This window comes from Alcanivorax sp., assembly GCF_002726155.1.
GTDB lineage: Bacteria > Pseudomonadota > Gammaproteobacteria > Pseudomonadales > Alcanivoracaceae > Alcanivorax.
The window spans coordinates 30,815-55,878 of record NZ_PBSH01000021.1 but is presented as its reverse complement, the minus strand read 5'-3'; the positions used below and the strand labels follow the sequence as shown (position 1 = coordinate 55,878).

General features: G+C 59.8%; 21 protein-coding genes and 1 other RNA gene. 21 read left to right on the top strand and 1 reads right to left on the bottom strand.

Annotation, left to right across the window (positions count from 1 at the left end):
- The 18 genes from rnpB to lpxC all read left to right on the top strand — a co-directional run.
- An RNA gene (rnpB, locus tag CL546_RS06590) (RNase P RNA component class A) lies at positions 1–154 on the top strand; the annotation flags it as partial.
- 154 nt (positions 155–308) lie between these two features.
- The gene (locus CL546_RS06585; RefSeq protein ID WP_290493790.1) at positions 309–1,097 is read left to right on the top strand and encodes an oxygen-binding di-iron domain-containing protein; all 789 of its coding nucleotides are present in this window, start codon (positions 309–311) and stop codon (positions 1,095–1,097) included.
- Between the two features lie 356 nt (positions 1,098–1,453).
- On the top strand, positions 1,454–1,894 hold the full coding sequence (gene mraZ / locus CL546_RS06580) for a division/cell wall cluster transcriptional repressor MraZ (protein ID WP_039926899.1): 441 nt from the start codon (positions 1,454–1,456) through the stop codon (positions 1,892–1,894).
- Positions 1,894–2,832 (top strand): 16S rRNA (cytosine(1402)-N(4))-methyltransferase RsmH, encoded by a 939-nt coding sequence (rsmH, locus tag CL546_RS06575; RefSeq protein ID WP_290493789.1) that lies wholly within the window; start codon positions 1,894–1,896, stop codon positions 2,830–2,832. Before mraZ ends, rsmH begins: the two co-directional genes overlap by 1 nt.
- Complete coding sequence (gene ftsL / locus CL546_RS06570; RefSeq protein WP_290493788.1) at positions 2,832–3,098, top strand: cell division protein FtsL; 267 nt, start codon at positions 2,832–2,834, stop codon at positions 3,096–3,098. Before rsmH ends, ftsL begins: the two co-directional genes overlap by 1 nt.
- The gene (locus CL546_RS06565; protein WP_290493787.1) at positions 3,095–4,816 is read left to right on the top strand and encodes a peptidoglycan D,D-transpeptidase FtsI family protein; all 1,722 of its coding nucleotides are present in this window, start codon (positions 3,095–3,097) and stop codon (positions 4,814–4,816) included. The genes ftsL and CL546_RS06565 overlap by 4 nt, the downstream gene beginning before the upstream one ends.
- Positions 4,813–6,285, top strand: coding sequence for a UDP-N-acetylmuramoyl-L-alanyl-D-glutamate--2,6-diaminopimelate ligase (locus CL546_RS06560; protein ID WP_290493786.1), 1,473 nt, complete (start codon positions 4,813–4,815; stop codon positions 6,283–6,285). The genes CL546_RS06565 and CL546_RS06560 overlap by 4 nt, the downstream gene beginning before the upstream one ends.
- Positions 6,282–7,643 (top strand): UDP-N-acetylmuramoyl-tripeptide--D-alanyl-D-alanine ligase, encoded by a 1,362-nt coding sequence (locus CL546_RS06555; RefSeq protein WP_290493785.1) that lies wholly within the window; start codon positions 6,282–6,284, stop codon positions 7,641–7,643. Before CL546_RS06560 ends, CL546_RS06555 begins: the two co-directional genes overlap by 4 nt.
- Positions 7,643–8,725 (top strand): phospho-N-acetylmuramoyl-pentapeptide-transferase, encoded by a 1,083-nt coding sequence (mraY, locus tag CL546_RS06550; protein WP_007150321.1) that lies wholly within the window; start codon positions 7,643–7,645, stop codon positions 8,723–8,725. Before CL546_RS06555 ends, mraY begins: the two co-directional genes overlap by 1 nt.
- A gap of 16 nt (positions 8,726–8,741) precedes the next feature.
- The gene (gene murD, locus CL546_RS06545) at positions 8,742–10,067 is read left to right on the top strand and encodes a UDP-N-acetylmuramoyl-L-alanine--D-glutamate ligase (protein ID WP_007148363.1); all 1,326 of its coding nucleotides are present in this window, start codon (positions 8,742–8,744) and stop codon (positions 10,065–10,067) included.
- Positions 10,060–11,217 carry a putative lipid II flippase FtsW gene (gene ftsW, locus CL546_RS06540; protein WP_290493784.1) on the top strand — a complete coding sequence of 386 codons (1,158 nt, stop codon included), beginning with the start codon at positions 10,060–10,062 and terminating at the stop codon, positions 11,215–11,217. The genes murD and ftsW overlap by 8 nt, the downstream gene beginning before the upstream one ends.
- On the top strand, positions 11,214–12,287 hold the full coding sequence (gene murG / locus CL546_RS06535; protein WP_290493783.1) for an undecaprenyldiphospho-muramoylpentapeptide beta-N-acetylglucosaminyltransferase: 1,074 nt from the start codon (positions 11,214–11,216) through the stop codon (positions 12,285–12,287). The genes ftsW and murG overlap by 4 nt, the downstream gene beginning before the upstream one ends.
- Positions 12,277–13,701, top strand: a complete 1,425-nt coding sequence (murC, locus tag CL546_RS06530) for a UDP-N-acetylmuramate--L-alanine ligase (protein WP_290493782.1) — start codon at positions 12,277–12,279, stop codon at positions 13,699–13,701. The genes murG and murC overlap by 11 nt, the downstream gene beginning before the upstream one ends.
- Complete coding sequence (locus CL546_RS06525; protein ID WP_290493781.1) at positions 13,694–14,617, top strand: D-alanine--D-alanine ligase; 924 nt, start codon at positions 13,694–13,696, stop codon at positions 14,615–14,617. The genes murC and CL546_RS06525 overlap by 8 nt, the downstream gene beginning before the upstream one ends.
- A complete protein-coding gene (locus CL546_RS06520; RefSeq protein ID WP_290493780.1) occupies positions 14,610–15,386 on the top strand; it encodes a cell division protein FtsQ/DivIB in 777 nt (258 codons plus the stop codon). The genes CL546_RS06525 and CL546_RS06520 overlap by 8 nt, the downstream gene beginning before the upstream one ends.
- Positions 15,387–15,399: 13 nt before the next feature.
- Positions 15,400–16,635, top strand: coding sequence for a cell division protein FtsA (gene ftsA / locus CL546_RS06515; protein ID WP_007151175.1), 1,236 nt, complete (start codon positions 15,400–15,402; stop codon positions 16,633–16,635).
- 146 nt (positions 16,636–16,781) lie between these two features.
- The gene (ftsZ, locus tag CL546_RS06510) at positions 16,782–17,948 is read left to right on the top strand and encodes a cell division protein FtsZ (protein WP_007150913.1); all 1,167 of its coding nucleotides are present in this window, start codon (positions 16,782–16,784) and stop codon (positions 17,946–17,948) included.
- Positions 17,949–18,058: 110 nt separating this feature from the next.
- Complete coding sequence (gene lpxC, locus CL546_RS06505) at positions 18,059–18,973, top strand: UDP-3-O-acyl-N-acetylglucosamine deacetylase (RefSeq protein ID WP_290493779.1); 915 nt, start codon at positions 18,059–18,061, stop codon at positions 18,971–18,973.
- Positions 18,974–19,153: 180 nt separating this feature from the next.
- Here the strand turns inward: lpxC and CL546_RS06500 are convergent, their stop codons facing one another.
- Positions 19,154–19,597: a hypothetical protein gene (locus CL546_RS06500; protein ID WP_290493778.1), complete on the bottom strand. Its 444-nt coding sequence runs from the start codon at positions 19,595–19,597 to the stop codon at positions 19,154–19,156.
- 101 nt (positions 19,598–19,698) lie between these two features.
- Between CL546_RS06500 and CL546_RS06495 the strand changes: the two genes are divergently transcribed.
- The 3 genes from CL546_RS06495 (at position 19,699) to argJ (ending at position 24,934) form a co-directional block, all read left to right on the top strand.
- On the top strand, positions 19,699–20,631 hold the full coding sequence (locus tag CL546_RS06495) for a M23 family metallopeptidase (protein WP_290493777.1): 933 nt from the start codon (positions 19,699–19,701) through the stop codon (positions 20,629–20,631).
- A gap of 171 nt (positions 20,632–20,802) precedes the next feature.
- Complete coding sequence (secA, locus tag CL546_RS06490) at positions 20,803–23,517, top strand: preprotein translocase subunit SecA (RefSeq protein WP_290493776.1); 2,715 nt, start codon at positions 20,803–20,805, stop codon at positions 23,515–23,517.
- 214 nt (positions 23,518–23,731) lie between these two features.
- Positions 23,732–24,934 carry a bifunctional glutamate N-acetyltransferase/amino-acid acetyltransferase ArgJ gene (gene argJ, locus CL546_RS06485; RefSeq protein WP_290493775.1) on the top strand — a complete coding sequence of 401 codons (1,203 nt, stop codon included), beginning with the start codon at positions 23,732–23,734 and terminating at the stop codon, positions 24,932–24,934.
- The last annotated feature ends 130 nt before the right edge of the window (positions 24,935–25,064 follow it).

The following is a 25,064-nucleotide window of genomic DNA, read 5'->3' as shown; positions in this document are numbered from 1 at the left end:
TGGCAGGGTAAACCCCACCCGGAGCAAGACCAAATAGGGATCCGTTGGCGTGGCCCGCGCTGGATCCGGGTAGGTTGCTAGAGGTTTGTGGCGACGCAAACCCGAGATGAATGACTGTCCACGACAGAACCCGGCTTATCGACCGGTCCACCTTTTTCCATATGCGACGCAAGCGACGAGTGCGATGACCTGAAAGGGCTTCGTGTCTCGTTGTTTGTTTTTCGCAATCGCTCTCCTTGTTGACCTGGGTCATGATTCAATAATCGTGCGCCGCTAGGCTTGCCCGCTCACGCAGTTCGGAGCTCGGCATGGCACAGGTGGATACCCTCTTCAGTGAAAATGGCCATGAGGTTCTGCGCTTTGCTGACCTGGTGGTGGGCGAGGGCGTGCAGGCCAACCAGTTCTGTATCCGCCATAACGACCGGGCCGCGCTGATCGACCCCGGTGGCGACCTGACCTACACCCCTTTGACAATTGCGCTCAGTCGTCGCGTTAATCTGGACGGCCTAGAGTATATCCTGGCGTCCCACCAGGATCCGGACATCATTGCATCGCTGCCGCGTTGGTTAATGCATACCCGCTGCCAGGTGGTGGTCAGTCGTTTGTGGTCCCGCTTTTTGCCGCACCTGGCATCGTCCTATGTCACCGGCAAGATGGGGGAGCAACTGCAGGCGCGGATTCTGGGTATCGCCGACGAAGGCAAGATGTTGCCGTTTGCCGGTACCGAGCTGTGGGTGTTGCCGGCGCATTTTCTGCATTCCGTGGGCAACTTCAGCTTCTATGATCCGCTCAGCGGTATCCTTTTTTCCGGCGATGTGGGCGCCAGCCTGGGCGGGGAAGAAGGGTGCGTGGATAACTTTGCGGATCATTGCCACAGCATGCAGGGGTTTCATCGCCGCTACATGGCCAGCAATCGAGCCTGTCGGCTGTGGGTGGCGATGGTGCGCAAGCTCGCGCCGCGGATGATTGTGCCCCAGCATGGCGGGTACTTTCAGGGCGACAATGTGGGGCGGTTTCTTGACTGGTTGGCCCAGCTGGAGTGCGGCGTGGACTTGCTGGATAGCGGTAACTATCGGCTTCCCTCTGCAGATTGGTAATGCATTTCGCGAATAGTGATATATAAATAAAAATATTAATAACTAATCTGTCTAACACTTAAAGTGCTTTCTCACCTGCGCGTCCCAGCGCTCTGATTCGTCACGGAACTCCTTCCGTTTATCGCTTCCCGGCTCCCTCTTTTCTGCTCAAATAGCCTGCTAACAGTCTGATTTATTTGGAAATTCTTTTACGTTTCCCCATGTCGTCACGCTTGACTTGGGCTTTGCAGTGGCCCTAGAGTGTCTCAATGTGGTGAAAAGTGGGAAAAAGTGGGAATTCCGTCGTGACAGGTGTCACGAAGTGGGGCGAAAGGCCCTGGGAAGGAACCGCATAACCAAGAGCAAGAGGACGGCCAGTGTTTACTGGGAGCGCAGCACTCAATCTGGATGCCAAAGGGCGGCTAACCATGCCGACCCGGTACCGTGCGTCGTTAATCGACACGTGCGGCGGCCAGCTTGTGCTTACGTTGCACCCGTTCGACGACTGCCTGGCGCTTTATCCACGTGCCGAATTCATGGATACCGCCAAGAAGCTGTCCGAGCAGCGTGATTCCAACCCGCAGGTGCGCCAGCTCAAGCGACGCTTCCTGGGTCAGGCTGCTGAAATTGAGATGGACAGCAATGGCCGTCTTCTGGTGCCGCCGGAGTTGCGGGCGGCCATCAGCCTGGAAAAACGCGCCATGCTGATCGGTCAGATGCACCGATTCGAGATCTGGAAAGAGGAAAGCTGGTCCGACGTGGATGGCACCCTGGATCCGGCAGCCTTGCCGGAAAGTGTGCAGGAGCTGTCGTTCTGATGACGAGCGAAGACACGCAGTACGCACACCAGCCGGTCATGCTGGAAGAGGTGCTGGATATGTGGTTCAGCCAGAGCGAAGGCTTTTATGTGGACGGCACCTTTGGTCGCGGTGGCCATAGCCGTGCCTTGCTCGCGCGCCTTGGCGACAGCGGTCGCCTGACCGGCATTGATCGTGATCCGCAAGCCATTGCCGCCGGGCAGGAACTCGCAGCCAGCGACAGCCGCTTTCATATGGTCGCCAACCGTTTTGATTGTCTGCCAGAAGTGGTGGAGCAAGCCGGCCGGCCCATTGATGGTTTGTTGCTGGATCTGGGAGTGTCCTCGCCACAGCTGGACGATGCGGCGCGCGGCTTCAGTTTTCTCCGCGATGGGCCGCTGGATATGCGCATGGACCCGACCCAGGGCGAGAGCGTGGCGCAGTGGTTGGCTCGCGCGGCGGAAAAAGACATCGCCAATGTGCTGTATCGCTACGGCGAGGAGCGAAAGTCCCGCTGGATTGCCAAGCGCATTTGCGAAACCCGCAAAGAGCAGCCGATTACTCGCACCTTGCAGCTGGCCAATTTGATTGAGTCCGTGCTGGGGCGTAACGAGAAGGGCAAGCATCCGGCCACGCGCAGCTTTCAGGCGTTGCGGATACATATAAACGGGGAACTGGATGCGCTGGATCAAGTGCTGGAACAGTCCCTCGAGACGCTCGCCATCGGCGGGCGTCTCGCCATTATCAGCTTCCATTCTTTGGAAGACCGGATCGTGAAACTGTTTATTCGTGACCATTCCGGCCGGGCGCCGAAGGGGCGTGGCGGTTTGCCGTTGGGCGATGAAATGCCTCAGCGGCTGGAGCCAGTGGGCAAAGCCCTGCATGCCAGTAAAGCGGAATTGAAAGTGAATGTGCGTTCGCGCAGTGCGGTGCTGCGCGTCGCGGAGAAGGTGGCCTGATGGTGGCCCCGTGGATGATTCGCATCCTGGTGGTGCTGGTGGTTATGTCCGCGCTGGCGGTCAGTTACAGCGTGCATCAGGCGCGCCGTTTCACCGATGAAAGTCAACGCTTGCAGCAGCGCCAGACTCGCCTGGAAAGCCAGTGGAGTCAGTTGTTGCTGGAGCACAGCACCTGGGGCAGCTATGCCCGGGTGGAGCGCCTGGCCAGGGAAAAGCTGGGCATGAAATTACCCAAGACCGATGAGAGAGTGCTGATCCGGCCATGAAGAAGCAGGCCCGCAAGACACGGCAACCGAATCACCCGATGCGCTGGCGCTTTGTGCTGGGCTTCTGGGCGGTGTGTGCCTGTCTGTTGTTGGTTCGGGCGGTGGATCTGCAGGTTATTCAGCATGATTTTCTGGCGCACCAGGGCGACATTCGTAACCTGCGTGTGGAGCCGCTGGCTGCGCACCGTGGTGTGATCCGGGACCGTGCCGGCAAGCCGCTGGCGGTGAGCACGCCGGTGGTGACATTGTGGGTGAATCCCCGCGAAGCCATGGAGCATCAGGATCAGTGGGGTCGCCTGGCTGGCAACCCGGTGATCGACCCGAAAGCGTTTGCCCGCAAAGTCCGCCGGCATGAATCCCGCGAGTTTATCTACCTGGAGCGTGGCTTGGCCCCGGAAGCGGCCAAGACGGTGTTGAATCTGAATGTGCCCGGCGTTTATTCGCTGACAGAGTACCGTCGTTATTACCCGGCCGGCGAAGTGGCCAGCCATGTGGTGGGCTTTACCAATATTGATGATCAGGGGCAGGAAGGCATTGAACTGTCCATGGAAGACCATCTGTCCGGCCATTCCGGGCGCAAGAAAGTGGTGCGCGATCTGCTGGGCCGGGTAATTCAGGATATCGAGGTGCTGGAGCCGGCAGAACCCGGTGAAGATGTCACCCTGAGCATCGACCTGCGCCTGCAATACCTGGCCTACCGGGAGTTACTCGGCGCGGTGCAGAAATTCAAGGCCAAGGGTGGCAGTGCGGTAGTGCTGGATGTGCGCACCGGGGAAGTGTTGGCCATGGTCAATCAGCCGGCCTACAACCCCAACAATCGCGGCAATCTGGATACTGGTGCGCTGCGTAATCGGGCCGTGACGGACCTGTTCGAGCCGGGTTCCACCATGAAGCCGTTTACCGTGGCGGCGGCCCTGGAAATGGGCATGGTGACACCGTCCACCACTATCAATACCCACCCGGGGACCTTGCGGGTGGGCAGCAAAACCATTCGCGATCACCGTGATTATGGTGTCATCGATATCACCACGGTGCTGACCAAAAGCTCCAACGTGGGCACCAGCAAGCTGGCGCTGGCCATGGATCCGCTGGCCTTGCCGGGGTACCTGGAGCGTTTCGGTTTTGGCCAGTCCACCCATATTGCTTTCCCCGGTGAGAGCAACGGCTTGCTGCCGCTGCGCAGCAAGTGGCGTGATGTGGAGCGGGCGGCATTGTCCTATGGCTACGGCCTGAGTGTGTCTGCGGTGCAGCTGGCCCAGGCCTATGCCGTGATCGCCAACGATGGCGTCAAAGTGCCGTTGACCCTGAAAAAGGTGGATGGTCTGCCGCAGGGTGAGCAGGTGATCGGCAAGGGCACGGCTCGACAGTTGGTTCAGATGCTGGAAACCGTGGTCAGCCGTGTGGGCACTGCGCGCCGTGCACAGGTGCCGGGCTATCAGGTGGCGGGCAAGACCGGCACGGTGCACAAGGTGATGGCCGGCGGTTATGCCGATGACAATTACATCGGTTTGTTCGCCGGGTTGGCCCCGGCAACGGATCCGCGCATTGTCACCGTGGTGGTAATCGATGATCCGGGCGGAAAGGCCTATTACGGGGGGCTGGTCGCGGCGCCGGCGTTCTCCAACATCATGGGTGGCGTGTTGCGCTCACTGCATGTGCCACCGGACAAGCCCGACGGGCTGCTGGCCGGCGGCCCGGATGCGGAGGATCGCTCATGATGACCCTCCAGCAACTGCTACCCGATGTCACCCTGCCAGCTTCTGCGGCGGGTGTTGTGCTTTCAGGGCTACAGCTCGATAGCCGCAACGTTGCCCCCGGTGATCTGTTTTTGGCCGTGCCGGGCGTGGCCAGCGATGGTCGCCAGTTTGTTAGTCAGGCGATTGCCGCTGGTGCGGTGGCGGTGTTGGCGGAGGCAGACACGTTTGAGATTCAGCAGGACCAGGCGGTGCCCTGTGTGGCGCTGCCGGGGCTGGGGCGTCGCGTGGGTACGCTAGCGGCGCGCTGGTATGGCGAGCCCGGTGCGGCCATGAATGTGGTGGGCGTGACCGGCACCAACGGCAAAACCAGCATTACCTGGTTCCTGCGCGATGCACTCAATGCCTTGGGCCACCGTTGTGCCCTGGTCGGCACCCTGGGCCTGGGGCTGAAAGGTAGCGAACAAATTACCGGTCACACCACGCCGGATCCGATTACCCTGCAGGCCGGTCTGGCCCGGGTCCGTGATGCGGGCGCAGATTGTGTGGCCATGGAAGTGTCATCCCATGCGCTGGATCAGCACCGCCTTGGTTCCACGCCGGTGCCAGTGGCGGTGTTCAGCAATTTGAGTCGGGATCACCTGGACTACCACGGGGACATGGAAGCTTACCTGGCAGCCAAATCCGTGTTGTTCACCCGCGACGGAGTCAAGCTGGCGGTGATCAATTGCGATGATCCAGTGGCGTATTCGTTGATCGGCTGCCTGGCCGACGGGGTGCGCTGTGTCACCTTCGGCGATCAGCCGGGGGCCACCGTGCGCTGTGCCGCTGTCACCTTTACCGCCGACGGTATGCGTGCCGAACTGGCCGTGGGCGGTGACCCTCTGACGGTCACGCTGCCGCTGTTTGGTCGTTTTAACCTCAGCAATGTGATGGCCGTTGCCGGGATTTTGCACGGTCAGGGCATCAGCACTGCTTCGCTGGGCGGTGCGCTGGCGACGGTAACACCGGTGCCCGGTCGCATGGAACCGGTACAGCAAACAGGCTGTCCCACCGTGATCGTTGATTATGCCCACACCCCGGATGGGCTGGAAAAAGCCTTGCAGGCGTGCCGTGCTCATTTCCATGGCCGATTGTTCTGCATCGTAGGGTGTGGCGGAGACCGGGACACCGGTAAGCGCCCGCAGATGGCGGCAGTCGCCGAGCGCGGCGCCGACCGGGTAGTGCTGACCAGCGATAACCCGCGCAGCGAAGACCCGCAAAAGATTATCGACGACATGCGCTCAGGCCTTACTGACCCGGCGTCGGTGCAGGTCATTGTTGAACGTGCCCAGGCGGTAATGGAAACCGTGCAAGCGGCCAGTGACGGCGATGTAATTCTGCTCGCTGGCAAGGGCCACGAGGATTATCAGGAAGTGGATGGCGTGCGTTACCCCAGTGATGATCGCGACCTGGCCCGCAAGGCGTTAAACGCCCGGGGAGGTGCGCAATGATGTGGCTGTCACAAATCGCTGAGTGGACCGGTGGTGCCTTGCAGGGTGAAGACCTGAAGGTCAATGCCGTGGCCACCGATACCCGAGCCATCGAACCGGGCTGCCTGTTTGCTGCTTTGCGCGGCGACCGTTTTGACGCCCATGATTTTCTGGCCTCGGCCAAAACCGGTGGCGCCATTGCGGCCCTGGTGGAGCGTGAGCAGGACTGCTTCGAGAGCGCGGTGCGCGTTGCCGATAGCCGTGAAGGCCTGGGCCGTCTTGCTGGCGGTTATGCCGCCCAGTTCGATTTGCCCCGCCTGGCGGTCACCGGCAATGCCGGCAAAACCACGGTGAAGGAAATGGCGGCGGCCATGCTGGGTGACGGTACCCTGGCCACCCATGGCAACTTCAATAATGACGTGGGCGTACCGCTGACTCTGTTGCGTTTGCGTGCAGAGCACCGTTACGCGGTGATCGAACTGGGTGCCAATGCGCCGGGCGAAATCGCCTGGACCAGTTCGCTGACGCGCCCGCAGGTGGTGCTGGTCACTAACGTGACCGGCGCGCACCTGGAAGGCTTTGGTTCCATGCAGGGCATTGCCGACGCCAAGGCGGAAATCTTTGGCGGCTGCACGCCGGGTGGTCAGGCGATCATCAACAATGATGACAGCTTCGCGGATTTCTTTGCCGAAAAAGCCCGTGCCGCGGGTTTGACGGTGGTGCGGGTGAGCATGGATGAAAGCACGCGAAACGGTGCTGACCTGTACGCCGAAAACATCACCCTGCATCGCGATCGCGCGGAGTTTGTGCTTCAGCCGCTGGGCGAAACCGTGACGGTACCGCTGCCCGGCGCGCATCAGGTGAGTAATGCCTTGATGGCCTGCGCGGCGGTGCGAGCCTTGGGCGCAAATCTGCCTCAGGTGTTGCCGCGTCTGGCAGCACTGAAACCGGTTCCCGGACGAATGCATATCCAGGCCGCCGGTGCCGGCGCCGTGGTTGATGACACCTACAACGCCAACCCGGGTTCAGTGCGCGCCGCCATCGACTGGCTGGCCGCGCAGCCTGCACCACAAATGCTGGTGCTGGGCGCCATGGGCGAGTTGGGCCCGCAGGCCGATTCGCTGGTAGAGGAACTGGGTGAATACGCTCGTCAGGCCGGGCTTTCCGGTTTGGTTGCCATGACCGGTGCAGCGGCCGCCGCACGGGGTTATGGCGATGCAGCAAAAATTGCCGAGGACTATCAACAGGCGGCGAGCTGGAGTGCCCCGGTGCTGGCAGAAGGCGGCACGGTGTTGGTGAAAGGATCCCGTAGCGCCGGTATGGAAGCGGTGGTGCAGCGGCTTACACAGGAACGCACACACACAGGGGGGGCACACTGATGCTGCTTTGGCTGGCGGAATATCTGGCGCAATACCACAGCGGTTTTCTGGTGGTGCAGTACATCACCCTGCGCGGCATCTTGAGTGTGCTGACGGCGCTGTTTATCGCGTTCTGGGTCGGCCCGATCATGATTCGCAAACTGCAGGAAAAGCAGGTGGGCCAGGCTATTCGTGATGACGGCCCGAAGAGCCACCTGAGCAAGGCGGGTACCCCCACCATGGGCGGCGCGTTGATTCTGGTGGCCATTGTGATCTCCACCCTGTTGTGGGGCGATCTGGAAAACCGGTTTGTGTGGATCACCCTGGGTGTGCTGTTTATTTTCGGCGCCGTGGGCTGGGTGGATGACTGGCGCAAGGTGGTGGAAAAGAACCCGCGCGGCTTGCCCGCCCGCTGGAAATACCTGTGGTTGTCGGTGGGTGCGCTTGGTGCCGGTTGTGCCTTGTTCTTCACCGCGCAAAGCCCGGTGGAAACGCAGTTGATCGTGCCCTTCTTCAAGAGCGTGGCCATCAACATGGGTTGGTTCTACATCGTGCTTACCTATTTTGTGATTAACGGCACCAGCAACGCGGTGAACCTGACTGACGGACTGGATGGCCTGGCCATCATGCCCACCGTGTTGGTGGGGGGCGCTTTGGGTATTTTTGCCTACGCTGGCGGCCATACCGAGTTTGCAACGTATTTGCAGATTCCCTACGTGGCCGGTGCGGGTGAGCTGGTGATTATTTCCGCTGCACTGTGTGGTGCCGGCCTCGGGTTTCTGTGGTTCAACGCGTATCCCGCCCAGGTGTTTATGGGCGATGTGGGCGCGCTGTCTCTGGGGGCGGTGCTGGGCGTGATGGCGGTAATCGTGCGCCAGGAAATTGTGCTTTTCATCATGGGCGGTGTGTTCGTGATGGAAACGGTATCGGTGATGTTGCAGGTGGGCTCGTACAAGCTCACCGGTCGGCGGATTTTCCGCATGGCCCCCATTCATCACCATTTTGAACTGAAGGGGTGGCCGGAGCCGAAGATCATTGTGCGGTTCTGGATTATCACCGTAATTCTCGTACTGGTGGGTCTGGCGACCCTGAAAATCCGATAGGGGATTGAGTCAATTTATGGCGAAAGACGGGTTTGATCTGGTCATTGGTCTGGGTGTAACAGGCCGCTCCGTGATCCGTTATCTAACGGATCAGGGGATGCCCGTGCGCGCCATTGACACCCGTGCTGAGCCGGCCGGGCTGGATGCCCTGTGCGCTGAATTTCCGGACCTGAAAGTTCACACCGGTAGCTTCAAAAAAGGCTGGATGGGCAAGGCCCGCCGCCTGATCGTGAGCCCGGGTGTGGCGGTATCCACCCCGGCCATCGCCGAGCAGGTCGTGGATGGCAAAGAAGTGATTGGCGACATTGAGCTGTTCGCCCGTGCGGCCAGCGAGCCGCTGGTGGCGATCACCGGCTCCAACGCCAAGAGCACAGTGACAACCCTGCTGGGTCAGGTAGCAGATGCCTGTGGGATGAACCCGGGCATCGGCGGCAACCTAGGTGTGGCGGCGCTGGAATTGCTGGACGATCAGGCCCGCTTGTATGTGTTGGAATTGTCCAGCTTCCAGCTGGAAACCACTTACAGCCTGAGTGCAGAAGTGGCCACGATTCTCAATGTGTCCCAGGACCATCTGGACCGCTATGCCAGCTTTGCGGATTACCTGGCCGCCAAGCAGCGTGTTTACGACGGCTGTCAGGTGGCGGTCTGGAACCGCGATGATCTGGCTACCCGTCCGCCGGCCACCGTGGCGCGGCAGATCAGTTTTGGTGCCCACCCGGAAGCGGATTACCGTCTGGATAGCGAAAACGGCCAACTGCTGTGCCGGGGCGAGCCGTTGCTGTCGCTGTCTGAGCTGGCGCTGACCGGCCACCACAATGCCATGAACATTCTCTCGGTACTGGCGATCAGCGATGCGCTGTCCCTGAATCGCGACAAGGCACTGGCCACGGTGAAAGCGTTTACCGGTCTGCCCCACCGTTGTCAGCTGGTGGCGGAAGCCGGAGGCGTACGCTGGTTCAACGATTCCAAGGCCACCAATGTGGGCGCCACGCTAGCTGCGCTCACCGGTATCGGTGAAAGCATTGAGGGCAAAGTCATTTTGGTGGCGGGCGGCCAGGGTAAAGGGCAGGATTTTTCCCCGCTGGCCGAGCCGGCACGGCAATATTTGCGTGCCGCCCTGTTGATGGGCGAAGACCGCAATACCGTGGCTCAGGGCATGTCGGCTGCTCCTTGCGAACTGGTGGCTGACATGGCCGCAGCCGTTGCCCGTGCCCATGCGCTGGCACAGCCGGGTGACGCGGTGTTGTTGTCGCCGGCCTGTGCGTCATTCGACATGTTTAGCGGCTTTGCTGCCCGCGGCGATGACTTTACTGCCCGTGCCCGGGAGGTGTGCCATGACTGAGCGCATGATCCTGAAGGTGGATCGCACCGGTATTGACCAGCCGTTGCTGTGGACCGCGATTCTGTTGTCGCTGGCTGGCTTGGTGATGGTGTCTTCCGCCAGTTTGCAGATTGCAGAAACGCGCCTGGGTGACCCCTTCTATTACGCCATGCGCCATGGCATTTATCTGGCGCTGGGGCTGGGTGTTGGCACCTTTGTCTATTACGCGGTGCCGCTGGCGTTGCTGGAGCGTTTGCGTTTTGTGATGTTGCCAGTGGCCCTGGTGGTATTGGTGATGGTGTTTATTCCCGGGCTGGGGCGAACGGTGAATGGCTCCACCCGCTGGATCGCCTTGCCAGGCCTGACGATTCAAGCTTCGGAAATCGTCAAGCTGTGCTTTGTGCTTTACATGGCTGGCTATGTCGCACAACGCAAGGCGGCGCTGGAAACCGAATGGAAAGCCTTCCTGCTGCCGCTGGGCTTGTTGGGTGTGTTGATGCTGCTGCTGTTGCTGGAACCGGACTTCGGTGCAGTGGTGGTGCTGGGCATTACCGCCATGGGCATGTTGTTCCTGTCCGGCGTGCCGACCCTGCGCTTCTTGCTGATCGGTTTGATCGCGGTGGCATTGGGTGGGCTGGTGGCCTTTGCCGAGCCCTACCGGGTGGCGCGACTGATGACCTTCACGGACCCCTGGGCAGACCAGTTTGGTTCCGGTTATCAGCTTACCCAGAGTCTGATCGCCTTTGGCCGTGGTCACTGGCTGGGCGTGGGCTTGGGCAACAGCGTGCAGAAACTGTTTTATCTGCCGGAAGCGCATACAGATTTTGTTTATGCGGTGATGTCTGAAGAGTTGGGCCTGCTCGGCAATGTGGCACTGATCAGTGGCTTTATTTTGCTGGGCTGGCGGGTGTTTCGCGTCGGCCACCGTTTGGAAGAGCGAGGGCTGTTGTATCACGCCTACCTGGTTTATGGCTGCGCGTTTGTATTTTGTTCCCAGGCCTTTATCAACCTGGGCGTGAACATGGGTCTGTTGCCCACCAAAGGTTTGACCCTGCCGTTTATCAGTTACGGCGGCTCTTCCTTGCTGATTTCTGCCGCCATGGTGGGGCTGATCCTGCGCGCCGGGGCGGAAGCCGATCACCTGAAAGCCAGAGGGAGGGCAGCACGATGAGTCGCACTGTCCTGATTATGGCGGGTGGTACCGGCGGGCATGTGTTCCCGGCGCTGGCCGTGGCCGACCAGCTGCGTGCGCGGGGCTTCGAGATCCTCTGGCTGGGCGCTGAAAACGGCATGGAAGGCAAGCTGGTGCGCCAGTACGGCTACGAGATTGCCGAGCTGTCCGTATCCCGTCTGCGCGGTGGTGGCCTCAAGCGCAAGCTGACCGCCCCTTTCAATCTGTTGCGCGCTGTCTTGCAGGCACGCCAGTTGATCCGTGCCCGTCAGCCGGTGCTGGCGGTGGGCTTTGGCGGGTTTGCCAGCGGCCCCGGCGGACTGGCAGCCAAGCTGTGCAAGGTGCCGGTGGTGGTCCATGAGCAGAATGCGGTTCCCGGGCTGACCAATCGCCTGTTGTCCCGTCTTGCCACGGTGACCCTGGAAGGGTTTCAGGGTGCCTTTGGTAATCCGCAGGCCTGCTGGGTGGGCAACCCGGTGCGCCCGGAAATTACCGCCCTGGATGAGCCGGCTCGCCGCTATGCCCAACATCAGGGCGGCTTGCGGGTACTGGTACTGGGCGGCAGCCAGGGGGCCTTGGTGCTGAACCAGGATTTGCCCGAGCTGCTGTTGGCGGTGCTGGGGCGCGATATACAGGTGCGTCATCAGTGTGGCGCCGGGCGTACTGCGGAAGCCGCGCCGATTTATCAGGCGCTGGGGCTGCAGGCACAGGTGAGCGAGTTTATCGATGACATGGCGGAAGCCTACGGCTGGGCGGATCTGGTGATCTGCCGGGCTGGTGCACTGACCGTGGCAGAAGTGGCGGCGGCAGGTGTGGCCGCCATGTTTGTGCCCCTGCCCAGCGCAGTGGACGACCACCAGACATTGAATGCCCGTTGGTTGTCAGAGCGCGGAGCCGCGCTGCTGTTGCCCCAGCGGGACCTGGGTGCGGCAAGCCTTGCCGGCACCCTGAAACCGGTTGCAGAGCGCGGCCTGCTGGCGCAAATCGCCGAGCGGGCCCGTGAGCAGGCGATGGCGGATAGCGCTGAGCGCGCCGCCATGCTGTGTGAGGAGGTGGCCAATGGCCGATAACGACATGATTCATACGGTGCCGGAGATGCGCCGCATTCGCGGTATCCATTTCGTGGGTATCGGCGGTGTGGGCATGTGCGGCATTGCGGAAGTGCTGGCCAACCAGGGCTATGCCATCAGTGGCAGCGACATCAAGGAATCGCCGGTGGTGGAGCGCCTGCGTAGCCTGGGTGTGCGGGTGGAGATTGGCCACCGTGCTGAGAATATTGATGGCGCAGATGTGGTGGTGACCTCCACGGCGGTGAATACCGAAAACCTGGAAGTGGCGGCGGCCCATGAGCGGCGTATTCCGGTGGTACCGCGTGCCCAGATGCTGGCGGAGCTGATGCGTTTTCGTCATGGCATTGCTGTGGCCGGAACCCATGGCAAGACCACCACGACATCGCTGACCGCGGCGATCATGGCTGAGGCCGGACTGGATCCGACCTTTGTGATTGGTGGGCGCCTGAATAGCGCTGGCACCAATGCCCGTCTGGGGCAGAGTCGTTATCTGGTGGCGGAAGCGGATGAATCCGATGCCAGCTTCCTGCACCTGCAGCCCATGAGTGCCATCGTCACCAATATCGATGCGGACCACATGCACACCTACGGCGGTGACTTCGCCCAGCTGGAAAATACCTTTATCGAGTTTCTCCACAACCTGCCGTTCTACGGTGTGGCGGTGATGTGTGTGGATGATCCGGTGGTGCGCAAGTTGCTGCCCCGGGTCAACCGTCAGGTGATCCGCTACGGCTTCAGCGAGGATGCAGACCTGCGTGCCGAGAACGTGCGCCAGGACGGCATGGTGACCCATTTCCGGGTAGTGCGTGCCGAAGGCGAGCCACTGGAAGTGTCCCTGAACATGCCGGGTCGCCATAACGTCTTGAACGCCTTGGCTGCCATCGCGGTGTCCGCGGATGAAGGCGCAGACGATGAAGCCATTATCCGTGGCCTGAATAACTTTACCGGGGTGGGGCGTCGCTTTGATGTGCAGGGCGAGTACCACTTCGAAGGCGGCAGCGCGACGCTGGTGGACGACTATGGCCACCACCCCCGTGAAGTGGCCGCCACCATTGCGGCCATTCGCGACGGCTGGCCGGATCGGCGCCTGGCCATGCTGTTCCAGCCGCACCGTTACACCCGCACCCAGGACTTGTACGAGGACTTCGTGGAAGTGCTCTCCGGGGTGGACGTGTTGCTGATGCTGGAAGTGTACGCCGCCGGCGAAGATCCGATTCCCGGTGCGGACGCCCGGGCATTGTGTCGCAGTCTGCGTAAGCGTGGCCTGGAGCCGGTGTTTGTGGACGACCCGGACAAGCTGCCGGCGCTGTTGGCTAACCAGCTTCAGGACGGTGACCTTCTCGTTACGCAGGGTGCCGGTAACGTCGGCACCATTGCCAAGCAGTTGGCCGCTCAGGGAGGCAACCATGGATAAGCGTGCATTGAAACAACGTTTGAGCCGGGTGGGCCGTGTGGCAGTGCTGGCTGGCGGTAAATCCGCAGAGCGTCCGGTGTCACTGAAAAGCGGTGCGGCGGTGCATCAGGGTCTGCGCAATCTGGGCCTGATCGCAGAGCTGGTCGACCCGGCGGACAAGAGCGTAGAGACCCTGAAAGGGTTTGATGCCGCTTTTATTGCCCTGCACGGTCGCGGCGGCGAAGACGGCGTGATTCAGGGTGTGCTGGAGCATCTGGACATTCCTTACACCGGGTCCGGGGTGATGGCATCTGCCATTGGCATGGACAAGGTGCGCACCAAGCAATTGTGGAAAGGGGCCGGTTTGCCGACCCCGGCATTTTATGTGTCCGGCCGCGATGAGGCGGACCTGGGGTTCCCGGTCATCGTGAAGCCGGCCCATGAAGGCTCCTCCATCGGTATGGCCAAGGCGGATAACGCTGAAGAGCTGGCCGAGGCGCTGGTGGCCGCAGAAAAATTTGATCAGGACGTGCTGGTGGAAGCCTGGGTCAGCGGCCCGGAATACACCGTAGCGGTGCTGGGCGATGAAGCCTTGCCGGCCATCCGCCTGCAAACGCCCCATGCGTTTTATGACTTTGAAGCCAAGTACCAGTCCGACAGCACCGAATACCTGTGCCCGGCGGGGCTGGATGATGCTGATGAGCAGGCGCTGCGGCAGCTGGCGCTGACGGCGTTCCGGGTTGCCGGTTGCCGTGGCTGGGGTCGGGTCGATGTGATGCGCGATGCGCAGGGCCAGTGGCAGTTGCTGGAAGTGAATACGGTGCCCGGCATGACCGACCACTCCCTGGTGCCCATGGCGGCGAAAGCCACTGGTCGTGATTTTGATGTGCTGGTGGGTGAAATCCTGCTGGACGCACTGGAACGGGGTCGTGGCTAGAAACGCCCCCGCGCCGCGTGGCGCCCGCCGCAAGCCGGTAAAAAAGGCCGGTGTTCCCCTGCGCGAGCGGGTGGCAACAGCAGTGCCGTGGATGCTGGTGAGCTCGGTGGCCTTGGTCATTTTGCTGGCGGTGATCTACTTGCCTGCGGCGCTGGATGGCTACCCGATCCGCAAGGTGGGCGTAGATGGTGTGACCGATGTGCGCCGTCAGCAGCAAATCCAGACAGCCTTGGCGGCGCTGGTGCGCGAAGAAAATTATTTCTCGGTGCCGCTGGAGGATATTTACCAGCAGTCACAAGGGCTGAGCTGGGTGGAAGAGGTCTCAGTACGCCGCCAGTGGCCCGATACCGTGGTGCTGACGGTGGAAGAACGTCACCCGGTGGCAGTGTGGAACGAGGCAGTTCTGGTGTCGGATAGCGGTCAGCCGTTCAAGGCACTGAAGCAGTACGATTTGACCGATCTGCCCCATCTGAGTGGCCCGGAGCAGCGGCTGGAGGAAGTCATGGGCTTCTACCACAGCATGGGCAAAACGCTGGCGGATGTGGATCTGACCATTCGCAGTATGGACGTCAACGCGCGCCTGACCGCGCGCCTGACGCTGAATAACGACATGGAACTGGTGGTTGACCGTGAGCATTACACCACCAAATTACGCCGTTTTGTGCGGCTTTATCGTGGCGTGCTGAGCACGGATAGCCGCCAGGTGGCTCGGGTCGATCTGCGTTATGCGGACGGCATGGCAGTGACCTGGCGCGAGCAGCAAAGTTAGGAGAAAAGGTGACATGGCGACAGCAACAGAAAACATGATTGTCGGACTCGATATTGGCACCTCCAAGGTGGTTGCCATCGTCGGCCAGACAGCAGCCGATGGCACCTTGGAAATCGTCGGGCTGGGCTCGCAACCGTCACGGGGCATGAAAAAGGGCGTGGTGGTGGATATCGAAGCCACCGTGCGTTCCATTCAGCGCGCAGTGGAAGAAGCCGAACTGATGGCGGGCTGCCATATCCACACGGTGTACGCCGGCATCGCCGGCTCCCATGTGCGCAGCCTCAATTCCCACGGCATCGTCGCCATTCGTGACCGGGAAGTGGCTCAGGCGGATATTGACCGGGTGATCGACGCCGCTCAGGCGGTGGCCATTCCGGCGGACCAGAAAACCCTGCACGTGCTGCCACAGGAATATGTGGTGGACAACCAGGAAGGGGTGCGCGAGCCCATCGGTATGAGCGGGGTGCGCCTGGAAGCCAAGGTGCATCTGGTGACCTGTGCGGTGAATGCGGTGCAGAACATCGAGAAATGCGTGCGGCGCTGCAACCTGGAAGTCGATGACGTCATCCTTGAGCAGTTAGCGAGTGCTCACGCCGTGCTTACTGAAGACGAGCGTGAACTGGGTGTCTGCATCGTGGATATCGGCGGTGGTACCACGGATATCGCCATCTTCACCGAAGGCGCCATTCGTCACACGGCCAACATTCCCATCGCCGGGGACCAGGTGACCAACGATATCGCCATGGCTCTGCGCACGCCCAAGCAACATGCGGATGAAATCAAGATCAAGTACGCCTGCGCCCTGACCCAGCTGGCCGGCGCGGACGAGACCATCAAGGTGCCCAGCGTGGGCGACCGCCCGCCGCGCACCCTCAGCCGCCAGAACCTGGCGGAGGTGGTGGAGCCCCGTTACGACGAGCTGTTCACCCTGGTGCAGGCAGAAATTCGCCGCTCCGGTTTCGAGGATCTGATTCCCGGTGGCATCGTGCTCACCGGTGGTTCCTCGAAGATCGAAGGGGCCGTGGATCTGGCCGAGGAAATCTTCCATATGCCGGTGCGCCTGGGCGCGCCACAGGGCATTTCCGGGCTGATCGACGTGGTGAAGAACCCGATTTATTCCACCTCCGTGGGGCTGCTGTTGTATGGCCAGCGCATGGAGAAGGAAGGCACCAGCGCCAAGGCCCAGGCCGGCGGGGGTGAGCTGGACTGGCTAGAGCGTATCAAGAGCTGGTTCAAAGGCAATTTTTAACAAGAGTCGCAGCGCGCTTCACGCATCAGGCAACACGCGGGAAGCGTCAAATTGAGCGCAAGCGGTGGTTCCGGGCCGCGGCAAGATGACCGGAACACTTCGACGTAATGAGTAGTAAACAGGGAAGCAACAACGGGAGATCAACCATGCAATTCAAACTGGAAGACAGCGTACCGCATGGTGCGGTAATCAAAGTGGTAGGTGTCGGTGGTGGCGGCGGTAACGCCGTGGATCACATGGTGCGTTCCGGTGTGGAAGGGGTGGATTTCATCTGCGCCAACACCGACGCCCAAGCCCTGCGTAATGCCTCATCCAAGACCGTGATTCAGCTGGGTAGCCAGGTGACCAAGGGGCTGGGTGCCGGCGCAAACCCGGAAATCGGCCGTCAGTCCGCTCAGGAAGATCGCGATCGCATCGCCGAGCTGCTGGATGGTGCAGATATGGTCTTCGTGACCGCCGGCATGGGCGGTGGCACGGGTACCGGTGCCGCGCCGGTTGTGGCTGAAATTGCCAAGGAACTGGGCATCCTGACCGTGGCCGTGGTCACCAAGCCGTTCCCCTTCGAAGGCAAAAAGCGCATGCGCTCTGCCCAGCAAGGGATTGAAGAGCTGAAAGAGCACGTTCACTCCCTGATCACCATCCCCAACGAGAAGCTGCAAGCGGTTCTCGGTGGCTCCACCAGCCTGCTGGACGCCTTCAAGGCGGCCAATGAAGTGCTGCAGGGCGCGGTGAAAGGGATTGCGGACCTGATCGTTCGACCCGGCATGATCAACGTGGATTTCGCTGACGTGCGCACCGTGATGAGCGAAATGGGTACTGCCATGATGGGTACCGGTACTGCCAGCGGCGAAGGCCGGGCGGCAGAAGCGGCCCAGGCGGCTATCTCCAGCCCGCTGCTGGAAGATGTGGATCTGCGCGGCGCGCGGGGTATCCTGATCAATATCACGGCTAACGAGTCCATCGCTCTGGATGAGTTCTCTGAAGTGGGTGATATCGTCAGCGAGCTGGCCAGTGATGATGCCAACGTGATCATCGGTACCGCTATCGACCCGGATATGGGCGAAAGCATCAGTGTTACCGTGGTAGCCACTGGCCTGGGCGCGGCGGCACAGGAACTAAAAGTGGTACGTGGCCGTCAGACCCCTGTCGCGGCAGACGGACGGGTGGACTACAGCGACCTGGATCGCCCGGCTGTGGAGCGTAAACGCGCCGCCCAGCAGGCTGCCGGTGGCCGTGGCCAGCAGGCAGTAAGCACCGCAGAAGATCTGGATTTCATTGATATTCCGACCTTCCTGCGCCGCCAGGCCGACTAACGGTCTGGCGAGATTGGTGCAAAATCGGGGTGTTCCAGTATAATCGCGCCCTAATTTTGTGTTGAGGAAAGCGGTATCCTCAAGGGTACCCGCAGCTGTGTGACAGACTGATGATCAGACAACGAACGCTAAAAAACGTGATCCGCGCCACTGGCGTAGGGCTTCACACCGGCGAAAAGGTCTACATGACCGTGCGCCCGGCACCGGTGAATACCGGTATCGTGTTCCGGCGTGTGGACCTGGACCCGGTGGTGGAGATCAAGGCTGCCGCGGACGCGGTGGGCGAAACCACCCTTTCTTCCACGCTGGTTCAGGATGGCGTGAAAGTGGGTACGGTAGAGCACTTCCTGTCCGCCATGGCGGGCCTGGGGATTGATAACGCCTTTGTGGAGTTGTCCGCCCCGGAAATGCCGATCATGGATGGCAGTGCCGGTCCGTTCGTCTTCCTGTTGCAATCTGCCGGTATCAAGGAGCAGGAGGCCGCCAAGAAGTTCATCCGCATCAAGAAAGAAGTGACGGTGCGTGAAGGCGACAAAACGGCGACATTCGTGCCTTTTGACGGCTTTAAGGTGACTTTTTCCATCGAATTCGATCACCCGGTGTTTGAAGATCGTAACCAGCTGGCCAGTATCGACTTCTCCACGACCTCGTTCGTGAAAGAAGTGGCCCGTGCCCGGACCTTTGGCTTTATGCGCGATATTGAGTTTCTGCGCAGCCAGAACCTGGCCCTGGGTGGCAGCGTGGATAACGCCATCGTGGTGGACGAGTATCGTATCCTCAACGAAGACGGCCTGCGTTATGACGACGAGTTCGTCAAACACAAGATGCTGGATGCCATTGGCGACCTGTATCTGCTAGGCCACAGCCTGATTGGCGAGTTCATCGGCCACAAATCCGGCCATGCACTCAACAATGCGCTGTTGCGGGAAATTCTCCGTCAGGAGGATTCCTACGAGGTGGTGACATTTGAAGATGCCACCGATGCGCCTGTGTCCTATATGCGCCCTGTTCTGGCAGCAGAATAAGTGGCGGCAAAGTCGTAAAGAAAGTGGTTGGCCGCTTCGGGTCAGGATGACCCGGAAGGATGGCTGACTCTGGCCGAAGCGATTCGGCTGTACGTCGAAGCCCTGTTGGCCACCTGGCTGTCTCCCGCAGTCAGGTGGCTTTTCGTTTCAAGGGTGGAGAGATAGAACGGTTAGCGTTCCTCAATCGGGTTCACCGCGGCTTGCGAGCCGCTGCAATGACGCTTTTAGCGCGTCATCCTCAATGGCTTCGGCCACAGCTTCGATGTGTCGAGCGCTTTCCTGGGCCAAATGCGGCCCTGCCGGCTTACTGGCATGGTTATTGCTTGACATGGGTTGGCGCTTGCCGCCCACCACGATCTTGATTTGTTGCCCAGGCATGGCCTGCTGCAGTTTCGGGAGATGGAAGCGTAGCAGTTGCGCGGTAGCACTGGTTTCCGCGATGGCCAGCCAGCGATGCTGGTCTTCTACCAGGGTGACTCGCTCACGCAGGGCCGGGGGCAGGCAATGCAAGGGGTCATTTTGCTCCTGGGCAGGGGTCTTCCGGGCTTCTTTCGCCAGGGCTGACAAAGCGGGGTGACCGCTTAGCAGGGCGAGAAGGGCTTTGGGCGACGTTGTCTTGCTCATGAGTTTTACTTAGACTAGCCTGCAGATTGTAAAAAAAATTTATAAAAAATTGCGTAACATTTTGAATTGACTGACTTTTAGCCGGTGCGTTACGAAATCTTATGAACATCATAGTCCTTAACAGCAAGCGCGGCCATTCGCGCACACTGCCCGTTCCTCGCCATTGGCCCTGGTTATTGGCTGTGGCGTTGGTGGTGTTTCCCGCGATTATTGGCGTTAGCGCCTATCTTCTGGCCTATCGAGTGGGCGGTCAGCCTGAATTTACTCCGGTGATGACGGAGCGTTTCGCAGGTCAGCTGGAACAGCAGCAGCAGGTCCTTTCCCAGCTGGATCAGCAGAGCCAAGAGCAGTTTCGGGCTTTGACGCTCAAGCTGGCCCAGGCCCAGGCCCGGCTGGTTCGTCTGGATGCACTGGGTGAGCGGCTGGTGGAAGTGGCCGATATCGGCGGTGACGAATTCGATTTCAGCAGTGTGCCCGGTGTCGGTGGCCCGGAATCGCCAGAAGAAGGGGCCAGCTATGAGCTGCCTTCCTTTATGGGCGCGCTGGATCAAATGACGGCCACACTGGAGCGCCGTGAGCGGCAGCTGGATATCTTGGAAGATCTTCTGGCTGATAAACAATTGGAAGATCAGACCTACCTGTCTGGCCGCCCTCTGACCAAGGGCTGGATGTCCAGCCGTTTTGGCCGCCGTTCGGATCCTTTTTCTGGCCGCGTGGCCTGGCATAAGGGGGTAGACTTCGCGGGCAAAGAGGGCACGCCGATTGTGGCCACCGGTGCCGGCGTCGTGACTTATTCCGGTGAGCGTTCCGGCTACGGCAAAATGGTTGAGATCAACCACGGTAACGGTTTGTCCACCCGTTATGGGCACGCCAAGGAGTTGCTGGTTGAGCCGGGTGAAATTGTTCGAACCGGTGATGTTGTGGGCAAGGTGGGGAGCTCCGGCCGCTCCACGGGCCCGCATGTGCACTACGAAGTGCTCAAGAACGGCGCTCAAGTGAACCCGCAGCCTTATATTTACCGCGCCCGTCGCTAAAACTGAAAATGCAAAACGGCCCGATGGGGCCGTTTTTCGTTGTCGGGCCTTGATTACGGCGAATACCACCTTATCTCTCAATCCTATTGTGTTTAGAATGGCTCACCTTGCGGGGAATAACCTTGCCGCCATCGGGCTGTTTGTCCTGACTTTTACTGAACCGGAAGTTTTATGCTGGGTACCATCGTAAAAAAAATCATCGGCACCAAGAATGATCGTGAAATCAAGCGAATGGCAAAGCTGGTCGACGCCATTAATAGCCACGCAGAAGCGATGGGGCAGCTTACCGATGGCGACCTGCAGCACAAGACGATCGCTTTCCGGCAGGCCTTTAAAGATGGCAAAACCCTGGATGAATTGTTGCCCGAAGCCTTTGCGGTAGTCCGCGAAGCCTCTACCCGGGTGATGGGGATGCGCCATTTCGACGTGCAGATGATGGGTGGGATCTCCCTGCATGAAGGTCGCATCTCCGAGATGCGTACCGGTGAAGGTAAAACCCTGACGGCAACGCTGCCGGCGTATCTCAATGCGCTTTCCGGTGAAGGCGTGCATGTGGTCACCGTGAATGACTACCTTGCTGAGCGTGATGCCAACTGGATGCGCCCGCTGTATGAATTCCTGGGCTTGTCTGTGGGCATTATTCTGTCTCAACAGCCCACCGAGCAGAAACGTGCCGCGTATGCCTCGGATATTACCTACGGAACCAACAACGAATACGGTTTCGATTATCTGCGTGACAACATGGCGTTCCGCCTGGAAGACCGGGTTCAGCGCGGATTGAACTACGCCATCGTCGATGAGGTGGATTCCATCCTTATCGATGAAGCGAGAACGCCACTGATTATTTCCGGCCCGGCGGCGGACTCTTCCGAGCTGTACCAGGCGGTGAACCAGTTGATGCCGCAGCTGGAAAAAGAGACGGAAGAGAGTGAGGGTGATTATTTTGTTGACGAAAAGCAGCGCCAGGTTGAACTGACCGAGGCGGGTCATCAGAAGATTGAAGCGCTACTGGTCAGCAACCAGTTGCTGGAGCAGGGTGAAAGCCTGTACGCAGCCCATAATCTGGCGCTGCTCCACCATGTGCATGCGGCGCTGAAAGCCCATGCCCTGTTCCATATCGACCGGGACTACATCGTACAGAACGACCAGATTGTGATCGTAGATGAACACACTGGTCGTACCATGCCGGGGCGTCGCTGGTCCGAAGGTATTCACCAGGCCATCGAGGCGAAGGAAGGGCTAAATATCCAGCAGGAAAACCAGACGCTGGCTTCTACCACCTTCCAGAATTATTTCCGTCTGTATAACAAGCTGTCCGGCATGACCGGTACTGCGGACACCGAGGCATTGGAATTCCGCCAGATTTACGGCATGGATGTGGTTGTGGTCCCCACTAATAAACCCATGGTGCGGATTGACGCCAATGATCTGGTGTACCTGAGCCTGCAGGAAAAATTCGACGCTATCGTCAAGGAAGTGACCGAGGCGGTGGCCAAGGGCGCGCCGGTGCTGGTGGGTACGGCAACCATTGAAGCATCCGAGTATCTGTCCAAGCGTTTGAAGCAGGACAAGATCGCTCACGAGGTACTGAACGCCAAGTTCCACCAGCGCGAAGCCCAAATTATTGCCCAGGCCGGGCGGCCGAGAGCGGTTACCATTGCCACCAACATGGCGGGTCGGGGGACGGATATCGTGCTCGGCGGTAATCCCGAAGAGCAGATCAAGCACATGGACACCCCGTCCGAGGCAGAAGCGGAGAAAATCCGTGCCGAGTGGCAGGCGAACCACGATACCGTCATGGAAGCCGGCGGTTTGCACATTATCGGTACCGAGCGCCATGAGTCCCGCCGTATCGATAATCAGCTGCGCGGTCGTGCCGGTCGTCAGGGGGATCCGGGTTACACCCGTTTCTTCCTGTCCATGGAAGATGATCTGATGCGCATCTTCGCATCAGACAAGATCCGTAACCTGATGCGCTCTCTGGGCCTGGAAAATGGTGAGGCCATCGAGCATCGCTGGGTAACCCGTGCCATTGAGAATGCCCAGCGCAAGGTGGAAGGGCGCAACTTTGATATCCGCAAGAACTTGCTGGAATACGATGACGTGGCCAACGACCAGCGCCAGGTCATCTACGGTCAGCGTGACCAGATTCTGGAAGCCGAGGATCTGGTGAATTCCGTGAAAGGGATTCGTCGCGACGTGGTGACAGAAGTGGTTCACGATTATATGGCGCCGGGCTCTGTGGAAGATCAGTGGGATATCCCGGGTCTTGAGAAAACCCTGGATGCGGAATTCCAGTGCCATGCACCGATTGGCCAGTGGCTCAACGAAGACAATCAGCTGCACATCGAGGGCCTGACCGAAAAGCTGGTCGAGCGCATGGACGAGGATTACCAGCGTAAAGAAGGCGAGATCGGTACCGAAGATTTGCGCAAGATCGAGAAGCACCTGATGCTGCAAATTCTGGACCGCCACTGGAAAGAACATTTGGCGAGCATGGACCACCTGCGCCAGGGTATTCATCTGCGTGGCTACGCCCAGAAAAACCCCAAGCAGGAATACAAGAAAGAAGCGTTCGAGTTATTCCAGGGCCTGCTTAACCAGATCCAGCACGAACTGATTCGTGTGCTGCACAGCTTCCAGGTGCGTCGCGACGACGAGGTGGAACGCCTTGAGCAGCAGCGCGAGGAAGAAGCGCGCGTGCAGGCGGAAAAAATGAAGATGCAGGCCGTGGCCGAGCCGGGCACTGACGGCGACGCCCAGCCCCGTCAGCAGGGCGAGCAGCCCAAGACGGTGGTCCGGGATGGCCGTAAAGTTGGGCGTAATGAGCCTTGCCCTTGTGGTTCCGGCAAGAAGTACAAGCAGTGTCACGGTAAGATTGAATAAAGCAGCTGCTAGCGACGAGCTTCAAACGGCAAGGAAAACCAAAAGCACCGGCAAAGCCGGTGCTTTCTTTGTTTGGGCTTGTCGCTTTAATTTGTAGGTCGAATTAGCCTGTAAGGCGTAATCCGACAAACAACCCGGGAGCAGCTCTGCGCCACGCTTGGCAGGCCGCTTGTTTCATAGCAAGCTTTCAATACATGGATAGCAGGAAAACGTGATGACACAGTCAGAGTGGTTGCCAGTTCCCGGCGTGCGGCTTGCCGCCGTGGAAGCCGGGATCAAGAAAGCCAATCGCAAGGATTTGGTAGTGCTGGAGCTGGCCCAGGGTAGCCGTGTCAGCGGTGTGTTCACCCTTAACCGTTTCTGTGCTGCGCCAGTACAGGTAGCCAAGTCCCGTTTGGCTGCCACTACGCCACGCTACCTGATGATCAACACCGGCTACGCCAATGCCGGCACCGGCAAAAAAGGCCTGGAAAACTGCCTCGCCAGCTGTGAGCTGCTGGCGAAAGCGGCAGGCTGCGATGCGGATGAAATCTTGCCGTATTCTACTGGTGTTATCGGGGAACAATTTCCGCTGGATGCCTTTGCCTCCGGTTTGCCCAAGGCGTTGGATGCACTGGATACCCATCACTGGGGGCGGGCGTCGGAAGGCATCATGACCACCGATACCTACCCCAAGCTCACCAGTCGGCGGGTAGAAATGGATGGTGTACCAGTGACGATTACAGGGATGTCTAAAGGCTCCGGCATGATCAAACCGAACATGGCTACCATGCTTGGTTTTATCGCCACCGACGCCCCGATTGCCAAGTCTCTGCTGGATGAGTGGGTGAGAGCCCTGGCGGATAAATCCTTCAACCGGGTGACGGTGGACGGGGATACCTCCACCAATGATGCCTGCATGTTGATCAGCACGGCTCAGGCCGAAATGGATGAGATTACCGCGCTGGATGATCATAGCCAGCTGTTGTATCGGGCGCTGGAGGAGGTCTTCACTGAACTGGCCCAGGCACTGGTACGCGATGGTGAAGGGGCCACCAAGTTTGTGGAAATTACCGTAACCGGAGCCGCCAGCGAAAGCGACGCACGAGCGGTGGCTGAAACCATTGCCCATTCCCCCCTGGTGAAAACGGCGCTGTTTGCCTCGGACCCGAATTGGGGCCGTATTTTGGCTGCCATTGGCCGGGCGCCGATTGCGGCGCTGGATGTGGATAAAGTCAGTGTTTGGCTGGGTGATTTGCCGTTGGTAGAACAGGGCGGTGTAGCGGATAGCTACGAGGAAGCACAAGGCGCGGCTGTGATGGCCAAACCCGAAATTACCATTCGCGCGGATCTGGCATCCGGGGATGCCCAGTGCACCGTGTGGACCTGCGACTTCAGTTATGACTACGTGAAAATCAATGCGGAGTATCGGACCTAAAAAGCCGCTTCATGCATCAGGCTGCACGCAACACGCCGGGCAAGCTCTGCTGTGGGGGCTTGCCTGCAAGCGATTGACACGAGTTACGAGTTACGAGTTACGAAAGGCAAAACCGATTTGCTTTTCAGGT